The 12,964-nt window shown below is 61.5% G+C and carries 12 protein-coding genes; 7 read left to right on the top strand and 5 right to left on the bottom strand.

Annotation, left to right across the window (positions count from 1 at the left end):
• Positions 1 to 269 precede the first annotated feature (269 nt).
• Complete coding sequence (gene trpS / locus BW11_RS05655; RefSeq protein WP_043166651.1) at positions 270 to 1,370, bottom strand: tryptophan--tRNA ligase; 1,101 nt, start codon at positions 1,368 to 1,370, stop codon at positions 270 to 272.
• 194 nt (positions 1,371 to 1,564) lie between these two features.
• Between trpS and BW11_RS05650 the strand changes: the two genes are divergently transcribed.
• Positions 1,565 to 1,990 carry a DUF3073 domain-containing protein gene (locus tag BW11_RS05650; protein WP_140445362.1) on the top strand — a complete coding sequence of 142 codons (426 nt, stop codon included), beginning with the start codon at positions 1,565 to 1,567 and terminating at the stop codon, positions 1,988 to 1,990.
• A 97-nt stretch (positions 1,991 to 2,087) separates the two neighbouring features.
• Here the strand turns inward: BW11_RS05650 and BW11_RS11550 are convergent, their stop codons facing one another.
• Positions 2,088 to 2,519 carry a sterol carrier family protein gene (locus BW11_RS11550; RefSeq protein WP_375137637.1) on the bottom strand — a complete coding sequence of 144 codons (432 nt, stop codon included), beginning with the start codon at positions 2,517 to 2,519 and terminating at the stop codon, positions 2,088 to 2,090.
• 477 nt (positions 2,520 to 2,996) lie between these two features.
• Here BW11_RS11550 and BW11_RS05640 point away from each other — a divergent pair, with 477 nt between their 5' ends.
• Positions 2,997 to 5,444: a glycogen/starch/alpha-glucan phosphorylase gene (locus BW11_RS05640; protein ID WP_140445323.1), complete on the top strand. Its 2,448-nt coding sequence runs from the start codon at positions 2,997 to 2,999 to the stop codon at positions 5,442 to 5,444.
• A gap of 231 nt (positions 5,445 to 5,675) precedes the next feature.
• Here the strand turns inward: BW11_RS05640 and BW11_RS05635 are convergent, their stop codons facing one another.
• A complete protein-coding gene (locus tag BW11_RS05635; protein WP_107044651.1) occupies positions 5,676 to 5,921 on the bottom strand; it encodes a hypothetical protein in 246 nt (81 codons plus the stop codon).
• A gap of 128 nt (positions 5,922 to 6,049) precedes the next feature.
• Between BW11_RS05635 and BW11_RS05630 the strand changes: the two genes are divergently transcribed.
• A complete protein-coding gene (locus BW11_RS05630; protein WP_375137635.1) occupies positions 6,050 to 6,775 on the top strand; it encodes a rhomboid family intramembrane serine protease in 726 nt (241 codons plus the stop codon).
• 542 nt (positions 6,776 to 7,317) lie between these two features.
• Positions 7,318 to 7,512, top strand: a complete 195-nt coding sequence (locus BW11_RS05625; RefSeq protein WP_140445321.1) for a hypothetical protein — start codon at positions 7,318 to 7,320, stop codon at positions 7,510 to 7,512.
• A gap of 1,017 nt (positions 7,513 to 8,529) precedes the next feature.
• On the opposite strand, the gene BW11_RS05620 is transcribed toward BW11_RS05625, so the two are convergent.
• Together BW11_RS05620 and crgA are read right to left on the bottom strand one after the other, a co-directional pair.
• Positions 8,530 to 9,123, bottom strand: a complete 594-nt coding sequence (locus tag BW11_RS05620; protein ID WP_140445320.1) for a TetR/AcrR family transcriptional regulator — start codon at positions 9,121 to 9,123, stop codon at positions 8,530 to 8,532.
• 308 nt (positions 9,124 to 9,431) lie between these two features.
• The gene (crgA, locus tag BW11_RS05615; protein WP_043166641.1) at positions 9,432 to 9,836 is read right to left on the bottom strand and encodes a cell division protein CrgA; all 405 of its coding nucleotides are present in this window, start codon (positions 9,834 to 9,836) and stop codon (positions 9,432 to 9,434) included.
• A gap of 168 nt (positions 9,837 to 10,004) precedes the next feature.
• On the opposite strand from crgA, the gene BW11_RS05610 reads away from it, so the two are divergent.
• From BW11_RS05610 to BW11_RS05600, 3 genes are all read left to right on the top strand, one after another.
• A complete protein-coding gene (locus BW11_RS05610; protein WP_140445319.1) occupies positions 10,005 to 10,886 on the top strand; it encodes a DUF881 domain-containing protein in 882 nt (293 codons plus the stop codon).
• Positions 10,887 to 10,970: 84 nt separating this feature from the next.
• Positions 10,971 to 12,146, top strand: coding sequence for a class E sortase (locus tag BW11_RS05605; protein ID WP_258184622.1), 1,176 nt, complete (start codon positions 10,971 to 10,973; stop codon positions 12,144 to 12,146).
• Positions 12,147 to 12,204: 58 nt separating this feature from the next.
• Positions 12,205 to 12,849 (top strand): aminodeoxychorismate/anthranilate synthase component II, encoded by a 645-nt coding sequence (locus BW11_RS05600; protein ID WP_140445317.1) that lies wholly within the window; start codon positions 12,205 to 12,207, stop codon positions 12,847 to 12,849.
• Positions 12,850 to 12,964 lie beyond the last annotated feature (115 nt).

Below are 12,964 nucleotides of genomic sequence, written 5' to 3'. Positions count from 1 at the left end.
CGTCTGCTATCTGCGTTATGAGGGGTACTTTCGGCATCGTGCGGACATCTATCTCGCTTACGAGGGGTACTCGCCTCGGGTATAAGGGCCGGAAAACGGCTTGATGCCGCTGAGGCTAAGCCATTTTCCGGCCCTTATACTTCGGCTTGGTACCCCATGTAAGCGAGATAGATGTCCGCACAAGGCTGAAAGTACCTCATGTAACGCAGATAGGGGGAACGAACGTCCTTATCAGGCTGCTTTCGGTACTGCTTCGGTACTACTGAATATCAGTACTTCATGCCCATGGCCTCGCGCACCTCGTCAAGGGTGGCCTCGGCGATCTCGTTGGCGCGCTTGTTGCCGTCGTGCAGGACGTCGCGCACGTAGTCCATGTCCTTGGCCAGCTCGGCGCGACGCTCGCGGTGCGGGGCGAGGAAGTTGTTCACCGATTCGATGACGTACGCCTTGAGCGCGCCTGCACCCGCGGCGCCGATCTCATCGGCGATCTCCTTCGGATCGCGCCCGGTGACAAGACCCGCGGTGGTGAGCAGCGCGGAAACCTGCGGACGGTTGATCGGATCGAACGTGATGGTGCGCTCGGAGTCGGTCGGGCTCTTCTTGATGAGCTTGGCGGTCTCCTCGGCGGTGGCGCCCAGCATGATCGAGTTGCCGTACGACTTGCTCATCTTGCGGCCGTCGAGGCCCGGGATCTCCGGCGCGTCGGACAGGATCGCGGCCGGCTCCGGGAACACCGGGTGCTTCTTCGCGTAGCGCTCGTTGAAGCGGCGGGCGATGGTGCGCGTGATCTCGATGTGCGGCAGGTTGTCCTTGCCGATCGGCACGACGTTCGCCTTGCAGAACAGGATGTCGCACGCCTGATGCACCGGGTAGGTGAGCAGCAGGCCGGTCAGCGCGTGGCCGGAGGCCTCCATCTCGGACTTGACGGTCGGGTTGCGATGCAGTTCGGCCTCGGTGACGAGGGAGAGGAACGGCAGCAGCAGCTGGTTCTCGGCCGGCACGGCGGAGTGCGCGTAGATCATGGTCTTCTTCGGGTCGATGCCGGCGGCCATGTAGTCGAGCACGAGGTTGAGGACGTTGTCCTGGATGTGCTCGGTGGTGTCGCGGTCGGTGATGACCTGGTAGTCGGCGATGATGATGTTGGAGTGCACGCCCTTGTTCTGCATGGCCACGCGCTCCTTGATGGAGCCGAAGTAGTGGCCGAGGTGCAGACGGCCGGTCGGGCGGTCGCCGGTGAGCATCGTGAACTTGCCCGGCTCGGCTTCGAGCTTGGCCAGCGTCGCGTCCGAGCGCTTCTTTGCGGCCAGGAAGCTGGCGCTCATTTCGTTGCCGGCGGCCGTGATCTGCGGCTCCTGCGTTTCTTCCGTCATGCGTATCGTCCTTTTCGGTGGTTTCGGTGATCCGGCTGATCAGGTGACTGGTCAGTGTGGTGATCAGGTTGTGTCAAAACCGTGCAAAATATCGCTTTTATCGTAAAAGCGCGAGCCGACAAGCCCAATGAATCAGACAAGTGGTACTCTTCTATGTTGATGAATTGATAGCAAGCATTATCTCAGGGGGTCACATGGGCCGCGGACGTCAGAAAGCCAAGCAGCAGAAGATAGCTCGTAAGCTCAAATATCTGACTACCGACACCGATTACGATGAGCTTGCCAAGGAACTGAGCGGTCAGGAGCCGGGAACCGGCTCGGTTGACCCGTTTGCCGACGTCGAGGATCAGTATTCTTCTCGCTATGCGGACGAAACTTCGGACGCCGCCGTTGCGGCGGATTCGAGTGTTTCCGCTGATGCCGATGACGCTGATCGCGTTAGCGGTGCCAGCGCGCAGGGCGACGACGATCTGGACGAGTACGCCAAGTGGGCCGCCGAGGCGGCTGCGAAGGCTACCAGCGGTGAATTCCCCAAGGCAAGCAAGACCAGCGCGAAGCCGGTGCCGCACAAGCCCATCCCGATGCCGATGCCGAGCGCGCTCAAGCCTCATAAGGCCTGAGAACCGTCTCTGGCAGAGAGCATGCCATCGCATTGACTACCCCTCAGGCCTGTTACCGGGCCAGCTCCCCTGACAAGGGGAGCTGAGGGGGTAGTCCTCACAGCGGCAGCAGCCACCCCAGATCGTCGCGTTCGCCGACCGCGCTGATATGCCCGGCCTCCTTCTCCTCGTTCCATGAGGTGATCCCGGCCGCAAGGCGCAGCCATACCTGCGGATCCAGTTCGATGACGTCCGGAGGCGTGAGATTATGCGGATCCGAGGCCGGTCCGTCGAGGATCTTGATCGCGCCCCACGGTGCCACGCGTACCTCCACACCGGGGCCGGGTGCCTTGCGTTCAAGCAGGAACAGCGAGTAGCGTACGGCCATCGCCATGACCGGGCGCGGCAGTTTCGGCGCGATGGCGAGGCGCGCAGGAGCGGGCGGAGCAGACATTGTCGTGATGCCGGTTGCGCTGTTATCTGTGCTGTTATCGCCGTCGGCCGTATCGTTTGCGCCGTTATCGTCGTTCCCGGCACCTTCGTTGGCGATTGCGGCGATTGCGGTACTCGCGGGGATCGCCGCGGTTGGCGCGCCAATGCGTGCGGCTTCAGCGTGCGCCGCCTCGCACCATTGCTTGAGCGCCACGCGTCCGCGTTCCAAATCCTTTTCCAGAATCACAGCCATACCGTCATTGTGTCATGCATTGTGTCATGTCCGTGGACGGTTTGACGGATTTGACGGTTGTGTGGCTGAGCGTGGATGGCTGAACGTTTCGTCATCGCTGCGGGTGCGGAACTCGCCTCCCAGCGACGCGATCGATTCGCGACGCACCTCCGACCGGCTCGTGAACATCGTCTCCCGATCCGATGGCCATACTACGTAGTATGGTGATGGATAAGAGCTATGACAACGTATGCACGAAGTGGTGCGGAATGTAACGCACTGTTCATGTATGGGTTGAAGCGCGGCCAATATCGCGCCTTATCATGGTCAGGGAAGTTCCATCCCGGAAGGACAAAAAGAAACATGACCGAGATCACTGCACCGAAGTCTCCCGTCACGGCTGAGCAGTTCGCCGACGAGATTCGTGAACAGCTGAAGTACACCCAGGGCGTCACCCCCGAGCAGGCGACCGCCGCCGACGTCTACGTCGCCGCCTCCAAGGCCGTCCGCAACCACCTCGCGGACTCTTGGTTCAAGACTCAGGCTGATATGGTCAACGGCAACACCAAGGCCGTCGGCTACTTCTCCGCCGAGTTCCTCATGGGCAAGCAGCTTGAGAACGCCCTGCTCAACGCCGGCCTGACCGATCAGTTCGACTCCGCCGTCGAGGCCCTCGGCTTCCAGCCGAAGGACATCGTCGACGCCGAGTACGAGCCGGGCCTCGGCAACGGCGGCCTCGGCCGTCTCGCCGCCTGCTACGTCGACTCCCTCGCCTCCCTTGGCGTGCCGGCCTTCGGCTACGGCATCCAGTACCGCTACGGCATCTTCAAGCAGACGTTCGACGAGAACGGCAAGCAGGTTGAGACCCCGGACTACTGGCTGAACAATGAGGAGCCGTGGGGCCACATCGACTACAACCGTGACCAGAAGGTCTCCTTCGGCGGCGAGGTCGTCGAGGAGAACGGCAAGAAGGTCTGGAAGCCGGCCTGGTCCGTGCGCGCCGTCCCGGTCGACTACCTCGTTCCGGGCTACGAGTCCCAGCGTGTGAACACCCTGCGCCTGTGGACCGCCAAGTCCTACGACGAGTTCGACCTGCTCACCTTCAACAAGAGCGAGTACCTCGACGCCGTCAAGCCGCAGGTCAAGGCCGAGGACATCTCCAAGGTTCTGTACCCGGAGGATTCCACCAAGGTCGGCAAGGAGCTGCGCCTCGAGCAGCAGTACTTCTTCGTCGCCGCCTCCCTGCACGACGCCATCCGCGTCTTCTACCCGGGCCAGGACAAGCCGGATCTGACCACCTTCCCGAACAAGATCACGTTCCAGCTCAACGACACCCACCCGGTCATCGGCATCCCGGAGCTCATGCGCATCCTCATCGATGAGTACGACTACGACTGGGACACCGCGTGGAACATCACGGTGAAGACCTTCAACTACACCTGCCACACCCTGCTGCCGGAGGCCCTCGAGGTCTGGTCCGCCGACCTCATCGGCGAGCTGCTGCCGCGTCACCTCGAGATCATCGAGAAGATCAACGAGCAGTTCGAGGACGAGCTCAAGGGCAAGGGCGTCGACGACGAGACCATCGAGCGCATGCGCATCTACACCGGCGACTCCGTCCGCATGGCCTACCTCGCCACCTACGGCGGCTCCCACGTCAACGGCGTGGCCGCCCTGCACTCCCAGCTCCTCAAGGACGTCACCCTCAAGGACTTCTCCGACGTCTACCCGGACAAGTTCACCAACGTCACCAACGGCGTCACCCCGCGTCGCTTCATCAAGCTCGCCAACCCGCGTCTGTCCGACCTCATCACCGAGGGCCTCGGCACCGACAAGTGGCTGTCCGACCTTGAGCTGCTGCAGGGCCTCGTCCCGCTGGCCAAGGACGACGAGTTCGTCAAGAAGTTCGCCGCCGTCAAGCAGGCCAACAAGCACGCCTTCGTCGGCTTCGCCAAGCAGCACTACGGCATCGACGTCGACGAGAACACCCTGTTCAACACGATGGTCAAGCGTCTGCACGAGTACAAGCGCCAGAGCCTGAAGATCCTGGCCACCATCTCCCAGTACGCCGCCATCAAGAACGGCTCCGCCTCCGTCGAGGACCTGCAGCCGCGCACCGTGTTCTTCGGCGCGAAGGCCGCCCCGGGCTACTACCTGGCCAAGATGACCATCGAGCTGATCAACAACGTCTCCCGCGTCATCAACAACGACCCGGACCTCAAGGGCAAGCTCGCCGTCTACATGCTCCCGAACTACAACATCGAGATGGCCCAGAACCTCATCCCGGCCACCGAGCTCGACGAGCAGATCTCCCAGGCCGGTAAGGAGGCCTCCGGCACCGGTAACATGAAGTTCGCCCTCAACGGCGCTCTGACCGTCGGCACCCTCGACGGCGCGAACGTCGAGATCCGTGAGCGTGTCGGCGCCGAGAACTTCTTCCTCTTCGGCATGACCGTCGACGAGGTCGAGGAGCAGTACGCCAACGACTACGATCCGGCCAAGTACTACGAGGCCGATCCTCGCCTGAAGCACGCCATTGACCTCGTCGCCAACGGCACCTTCTCCAACGGTGACCGCAACGCCTACGCGCCGCTCGTCGCCGACTGGCTGACCAAGGACTGGTTCATGACCCTTGCCGACTTCACCTCCTACGTCGACATCCAGTCCGAGATCGAGAAGCTCTACCAGGACCAGCTCGAGTGGAACCGCAAGGCCCTGCTCAACGTTGCGAACTCCGGCTTCTTCAGCTCCGACCGTTCGATCGAGGATTACCTCAAGGACATCTGGCACACCGGCCCGCTCGCCGACTGACGGAGCGTATACCGTCTTTCCTCAACCTCGACGTACCTTTGTATGCCTTCGGTTTCGGACGACGGTCTCCGCACACGTCAGTCGACTCGCTCCGCACGCTCCGCACGCGCGTGGCGAGAGCTAGCGGATAGCGACTGAGTGATAACGCAAAGGTCCCGCAATCCATTCGAGATTGCGGGACCTTTTCGTATAATCCGTATGTATGCGCTGTATGCGCTGTGGCGGTGCTGATCAGGCTTCGGCCGGGGCGGCTTCGGGAGCGTCGTCGGCCGGGGTAGCCTCATCCTTGGCCTTGTCGGCCTTCTCGGCCTTGTCAAGACCCAGATCGACCGGCGAGGAGCTGTTCTCCCACGGCTCCTCCCACGGATCATAATCCGGGTTCTGCTGCTTGTAGATGTACAGGCCCACCACGCCGGCGAGCAGCGCACCAAACAGCAACGCAAAGAACTTCCAACCGTTCGAGGACTTGTTCTCCATGACGGCTCCTTTCCCATTCTCGTCGCCCTGTTCGTTCAGTGACGACCTTGCTTCCCCATCATAGGCACGTTTTTGTGAGGATCGGGTGTGAACGCGCCCAAGGTATCTCCTCCCGATACACTGATCCCATGCGCATGAATCTACCGAAATTCCCTACGAGACAGCAGATCGCCTATGAGTGGAGGAACAACGGCCCGGTGGTCACCAAGGCGCTGGTCGCCGTGTGTGTGGCGGTGTGGCTTGTCGAGATCCTGCTGAGACTGCTCTCGCCCGCCTTATTTAACGAGTTCATCGGCTCCGGCATGGTGATGCCGTTCACGCTGTTCTCCCGCCCGTGGACGTGGTTCACGTCGATGTTCCTGCATGCGCCGAACATCATGCACATTCTGTTCAACATGATCGCGCTGTATTCGGTCGGCCCTGAACTGGAGCGCATGATGGGCCACTGGAAGTACCTTGTGCTCTACCTGATCTCCGGATTCGGCGGCGCGGTTGGCCTCGTCGTTTGGGCCCGCGTGACTGGCAACTGGATGATGGCCGCGTATGGTGCGTCCGGTGCGTTGTTCGGCCTGTTCGCCGCGATTCTGGTCGTCTACCGCCGTATCGGGGCCGATATCAACTCGATGCTGGTGTGGATGGCGGTCAACTTCCTGCTGCCGTTCGTGGTTGGCGGCATCGCCTGGCAGTCGCATGTCGGCGGATTCGTGACCGGTGGCGTGCTCACATGGCTGCTGGTTGCGGGGATTCCTGCGCTGCGCCGCCGCTCGTTCAACCAGCGCATGTGGCTCTATGGGGGAGCGGTGGTCGTCGCGCTCGTCGCGATCGCGATGGTGTGCCTGATGTCGATCGCGTGATCACGCCGTTAGTATCCTGCGCCGTAAAGTCATTGTTGAATTGACCACCCCTCAGGTCTGCTTCAGGTCTGCTTCGCGGTCCGGCTCGTCCTGCGATTACGGACGCGCTGCGCGCGCGCCATGCCGACTCGTCTGTCGGTCCCCGCACGTTGCCTGCAAACGGCGGAGCTGTTTGCTTCATGGTGACGCCCTGACCAACGGCAACGTCCCGACAAGGGGAGCCGGGATGAGACCAACGAATTTCCGGTGGAGGTACTAGATACTCGGCCGCGCCATCGCAGACCGACTCAATTGCATCGCCCGGCCGCACCGCCTCAGTCATGCCGTCCGGCCACGCCTCAGCTGTGCCGCCCAGCTATACTGTCCGGCTGTGCTCCAGCTGTTCCGCCCAGCTATACCACTTCAGCTATGCCGCCCAGCTGTTCCCACGGCGGTGCTGCCCGGCCGCACCGCCTCAGTCATACCTCCCAGCCCAGCTGTGCCGTCCGGCTGTGTTCCGGCTGTGCCACTTCAGCCATGCCTCCCAGCCATACTGTCCAGCTGTGCCGCTCAACGCTTTTTTCAGTGTTTTTGGCGTTGAGCGGCACGGCGATGCGTCATTGCCACCCCATCACCTTTTTGACATGTTGTCAAAATGGCTATTTTCCAACGATTCTGCAATAGCCGGTATCCCGAGGGCTGTCCTTGCCTCCGATGTGTCTGCCGCTCAACGTGAAAAAGCACCGAAATCGCATTGAGCGGCACGGTTTTCTGCCACTCAACGAACATCAACCGATTGACATGCGCTGAGTGGCAGACTCGTCACGCATCCATCCTCGATTCACCCCGATCGACGTATCGGACCCTACGGAATCAAACGTTGTCGCCACTTCCCACCACCCACTCAACGCCGGACCCTACAGGATCGGACGTAATGGAACGGGGAATGGGGGTTATTATTGCGTCGGATCCTACGAGATCGAACGTCTTCGCCACTTCCTCCACCCCCTCAACGCCGGATCCTACGGGATCGGACGAAATGTGTGTTCAATAGAAAGTGGGCTGTGTGGCTGTGTGGCTGTGTGGCTGTGTGGGCGTGTGGGCGTGTGGGCGTGTGGAAAGTCTCCGAAGTGGGCCCGAGAGGGCGGCCAATTCAACAACGGACTTCTAACGCGGGACGCTAGGGGGTGTCACCTGTGTGTAGTGGCGGGCGACGAGGCTTGCCACTACATGTAGTGTGAATTACAACCGTGTGGTTTTCCACAATCTGTGGAAAAGAGTGTGGATAACTTGGGGATAACGACGGGCATATGGTGGAAAACGGGTGTGCATAACCCTACTTTGCCGATCAAATCGGCGGAATTTCAACGATTGTGAATTGTGGATATGTGCACAATAGGTTATCCACAATTGCACATTCGGGGTGCTTGGGGGGTATGTGGGGGGTGTTCGAGGGTGTACAGGTGGATAACTCGGGCCGTCGAAAGGCTGTCCGGAGGCTGTATATGCCACAAATCGTGTGCATAACGCACCTCGATTGTGGATAACTCCCCAATATCCAGTGGATAGTTTGGGGATAACCACTACGTATTAGTGGAAAAGCGGTGCACAATCAGTGGATAAGTGGTGGATAACTTGTGGATAATGATCCACAATCGCTGGAATTTCAACGATTATCGCTGTGGATAACCTGTGGATTACTTGGTGTGCATATATGCAGGTGTGTGTGGATATCCTCTTGGAGGCTTCCCGGAGAGGGGGGTTATCCACATCAACTACTGCTCACGCAGCGAGTGGACGAGCTGGGAGACGGCGCGTGGCACAGGGGATTGGCTGAGCCATTCGGTGTTGAATCCTGAGGAATCGAGATAGATCCGGGCGGTCCCGAGCATGCCGAGGATGCCGCTGGCGGCGAACTCGGCGGTGATGCGCTGCACGGGGGTGAGCGAGTCCGCCGTGATCCCGAGCGAGGACAGCCAGACGTCGATGACGAAATCCTTGAGCTGGCGCACCAGTCCGGCCGAGCCGTGTGGTCCGGCGATCAGCGTGATCTTGTGGATGCAGTCGCGGTATGTGGGATCATTTATCCGTTTGCCATAGTCGGTGATCGCCTCGGCGTCGTCCGGCTCTCGAATGAGGTGGATGATGAACGATGCCACATTCGATTCCTTGTACAGTGCGGCGATCGCGTCGTCGGCCAGCTCGGGAATCGACGTGTAGTGATAGTAGAAGGCGCTGCGGTTCAGTCCGCTGACGCGCGTGATGTCGCTGATGCTGATCTGTGCGTACGGCTTGGCTTCCAGCAGTTTCCAGAATGCGGCCTGCATCTTCTGCGGCGCGGAGCGTTCGCCTGCCTTCGGTCGTCCCATGACCGTTCCTCCCCGTTGTCTTGTCGTTTTGTGGCGTCCTCCAACTCAACAGCATATCGGGTTATGGGGATTTTTATCCTACATCATGTTGGGTATTCTCATCGTTCGGTTGGATCCGAAGGGGACCCCAAAACGAGAGGAAGCACTATGAGCACGCTAAACAAACCACTGAGCAACAAACCACTGAGCAAGTCGTCGGACGGGACGCCGGTTGCCGCCATAGAGACGTTGAGGGCCTTCATCCATGTGCGGATGAAGGCCCTCAACGTATCTATGCAATGCGGCAGCCCGCGGGTCGGATTCGCCGCTCAGCGCCACCACATCGTCATGATGAAGCCGATCATGATGATCACGAAGCCGATGAGCAGGTTCCAGGCACCGATGTTCGGAATCGGGTAGTTGGAGGTCAGGTAGTAGGTGACGACCCAGATCAGGCCGATCACCATCAGGATGCAGAACAGCGGCACGAACCAGCGCGGGTTCGACTTGGTGCCCTTGATCGTCTCCTCGACGCGGCGGGTGTTCTCCTCCTGGCGCGCCATCATGCGCTGCATCTGGGGGGTCATCGAGGACTTGTCGGCGGTGGCGTTGAGGACGGCCTCGACCTTGTCCATGTCGACGAGACCCGCGGTATCCGCGTCCGTCGTCTTCTCCGTATCGGACTGCCAGTCCTTCTGTCCATTCGAGTTGTTGTCCAGCTCTTCGTCAGCCATCAGCGTAGTCTCCATTCAAGTTCTATAGGCTAGAAGTCATAATAGTGGTTACACTCGAACGCGGCGAACAATCCCGAATAATGGTGATCATACTGTACAACGCGAGGCCGTATGCATAGATAGGCCGCGGATGGAACGGGATTCCGGCGTGAAGGAAAGGCGGCGGCCATGGCCAGACACAGAGGTGGACGGCACAGTGTGAAGCGCTCCTTCGCGGGCGGCATCGCGGTGATGCTCGTCGTCGCGCTCACCGGATACCTGTTCATGACCAATCTGCGATTCAATCGCACCGCCACCGTCAACTCGGACACCGCCGGGCTCATCGAACAGCGTGTGGACGAGGTCAACAGGCTCAACGCCGAAGTCGAGAAGCTCAGTGCGGACGTGAGCACGATGACCGATCTCGTCGCGAAGAACGGCAGCGGCGCCACCGCTTACGATGCCGGTTCCGGCGCGACCCTGCCCGCGGTGGACGGCGCGGGCGTCGCCGTCACGCTCGACGATTCGCCGATGTGGGAGCAGGCGGTCGACTCCTCCGGTTCCAGCGAGGACATCGACAAGTACGTGATCCACCAGCAGGACATCGAATCGGTGATCAACGCGCTATGGGCGGGCGGCGCCACGTCGATGTCGTTCATGGACCAGCGCATGCTGTTCAACTCCGCCGTGATCTGCTCGGGCAACGTCGTCTCGCTGCACGGCAAGAAATACTCGCCACCGTTCACGATCTACGCGATCGGCGATCAGGACAGCCTGATCAAGGCGTTGGACGATTCGCCCGCGATCGGCATCTACAAGCAGTACGTCAGCGCGTTTGGCCTCGGTTGGAAGGTCGAACGGAAGAAGAATCTGCATTTCGACGAGACGGCGTCGCTGCTGCAGCCGCTCACCTACGCCTCGGTGCTGGGCGATGCGTCGGGCACGTCGGGCGATGCCGCGTCGGGATCGTCCGGTTCGGGCGATGATACGGCCGATGATACGGCCGGAACAAGTGGCACGGCCGGCACGTCCGGCACGAACGGCACAGACACGGGCACGCAGGGGGAGTAGGCATCGATGAAGCACAGCGCGAACAGGGCGGCGAACAGGAACATACGCGACGGCAGGCGGTCATCGGACGACATGACCACTCGCATGACCGCCGGTGCGACCGCAGGTGCGGCCACGGGCTCCCGCCGCAATCCCGTATGGCAGATGATCGGCATCATCGCGGAGATCCTCATCACGATGGCCGTGGTCTGCGCGCTGTACATCGTGTGGCAGATGTGGTGGACCGGCGTCATATCGGAACGCACGCAGGTCGAGACACGCGAACAGGTGTCGTGGGCGACCCCCGGCACGTCGACCACGGGCAGCACGGACGGTGCGGACGGTGCAACCGGCAGCGCGGACAGCGCGACCACCATCGCCAAGGCGCAGTCCGGCGATGCCCCCGTTCAGCCGACCAGCGCCAGCTACGGCGATCTGGTCGCCGAAGTGTACATCCCGCGATTCGGCGAGGGATGGCAGCGTAACATCGTCGAAGGCACCGACGCGGAACAGCTCGCCCGCCACGGACTCGGCCACTACCAGAGCACGCAGATGCCCGGCGAGGTAGGCAACTTCGCGATCGCCGGCCATCGCTCCGGCTACGGGGAGCCGCTCGGCGACATCGACAAGCTCCAGACCGGCGACCCGATCATCATCCGCACGCAGGACTACTGGTACGTATACACGTACACGAAATACCAGATCGTCGTCCCGACCGACGTGTGGGTGGTCGCGCCGAACCCGACGCCCGATTCGTCGGATCCGAACGCGAAACCGACCAAACGCATGATCACCCTGACCACATGCGAACCGAAGTACACGACCGCCACGCACCGCTGGATCGCATGGGGCGAACTCAAATACTGGGCGAAGGTGTCCGACGGCATCCCACAGGAACTCGCCTCCACCGACTCGGCCGGTCAGGTCAGGTTCGCGAGCACGAGCACCACCACCATGTCGCTGCCCGCCCGCCTCGGATCGCTCACGCCGTACGTGTTCGGCTCGCTGGTGATCTGGGCGGTGCTCGCGATCGCGGCAGCCGTCGCCTGGCAGTGGCCGCTGATCGCCGACATCCGTTCAGGCCGTCGCCGCAGGCCGGACGCGAGCATCTACGGCCTGCTCTGGCGACTCCAGCCCGGCATCCTGCCGATCCGCGTGGTCCTCACCGTACTGCTCGCCGCGGCCGCGGTCGGCGCGCTCTTCCAGTGGACGTTCCCTTGGGCGGCCGCCAACATCCCGATGCTGCAGCAGATGAGCAACTACGTGTCGGTCCAACAGTAGCCGCATTACACTCGCAGTAGACTTCTGGTCAGCAGACGCAATTCATGAAGGAGCCATCGTGACCGATTCCGCGCACATCCTTGTGGTCGACAACTACGATTCGTTCGTCTATACGATCGTCGGATACCTGAAAACGCTCGGTGCCACCGTCGACGTGGTGCGCAACGACGTCGTCGACCCGTCCGACGAGCACGTGACCGACGGCTACGACGGCGTGCTGATCTCCCCCGGCCCGGGCGCCCCGGCCGAATCCGGCGCCAGCGAGGACATGATCCGCCTGTGCGCCCGCCAGAACAAGCCGATGTTCGGCGTATGCCTCGGTCTGCAGGCGCTCGCCGAAGTGTACGGCTGCACGGTCGATCACGCGCCGACGATCATGCACGGCAAGACCAGCCTCGTCGAGCACATCGACGACGAGATCTTCGCCGGAGTCGCCAATCCGATGACCGCCACCCGCTATCACTCGCTCGCCGTCGAGCCCGATTCCGTGCCGGACACGCTCGAGGTGACCGCGTGGACGCAGGGCGATCACATCGTGCAGGGTATCCGCGTCAAGGGCAAGCCGATGTACGCCGTCCAGTTCCACCCCGAATCCGTGATGACCCAGGACGGCTACCGCCTGCTGGCCAACTGGCTCGCCGTCTGCGGCCAGACCACCGCCGTAGCCAACTCCACCGGCCTCCAGCCCAAGGTGAACAAGTAGGAGCAGGAATCGGCTCACCAAAAAGGTTGAAAACGCAAGTGGGAGGGGCGGTGGTCCTGTTCTCGACCGTAGGCTTGGCCGAGCGGCCTTGAGCGTGTCGAGAACAGGACCACCG

It is taken from the genome of Bifidobacterium sp. UTCIF-38, assembly GCF_006454495.1.
Taxonomy (GTDB): Bacteria; Actinomycetota; Actinomycetes; order Actinomycetales; family Bifidobacteriaceae; genus Bifidobacterium; species Bifidobacterium callitrichos.
The sequence above is the reverse complement of the archived record's forward strand: the minus strand, read 5'-3'. Positions and strand labels throughout refer to the sequence as shown.

Coding starts and splice junctions, on each gene's coding strand:
- BW11_RS05635 (WP_107044651.1), bottom strand. CDS start 5,921: ATGGAGAACAAGTCCTCGAACGGTTGGAAGTTCTTTGCGTTGCTGTTT.
- BW11_RS05650 (WP_140445362.1), top strand. CDS start 1,565: ATGGGCCGCGGACGTCAGAAAGCCAAGCAGCAGAAGATAGCTCGTAAG.
- BW11_RS05620 (WP_140445320.1), bottom strand. CDS start 9,123: ATGGGACGACCGAAGGCAGGCGAACGCTCCGCGCCGCAGAAGATGCAG.
- BW11_RS05605 (WP_258184622.1), top strand. CDS start 10,971: ATGACCGCCGGTGCGACCGCAGGTGCGGCCACGGGCTCCCGCCGCAAT.
- BW11_RS05630 (WP_375137635.1), top strand. CDS start 6,050: ATGCGCATGAATCTACCGAAATTCCCTACGAGACAGCAGATCGCCTAT.
- crgA (WP_043166641.1), bottom strand. CDS start 9,836: ATGGCTGACGAAGAGCTGGACAACAACTCGAATGGACAGAAGGACTGG.
- BW11_RS05640 (WP_140445323.1), top strand. CDS start 2,997: ATGACCGAGATCACTGCACCGAAGTCTCCCGTCACGGCTGAGCAGTTC.
- trpS (WP_043166651.1), bottom strand. CDS start 1,370: ATGACGGAAGAAACGCAGGAGCCGCAGATCACGGCCGCCGGCAACGAA.
- BW11_RS05610 (WP_140445319.1), top strand. CDS start 10,005: ATGGCCAGACACAGAGGTGGACGGCACAGTGTGAAGCGCTCCTTCGCG.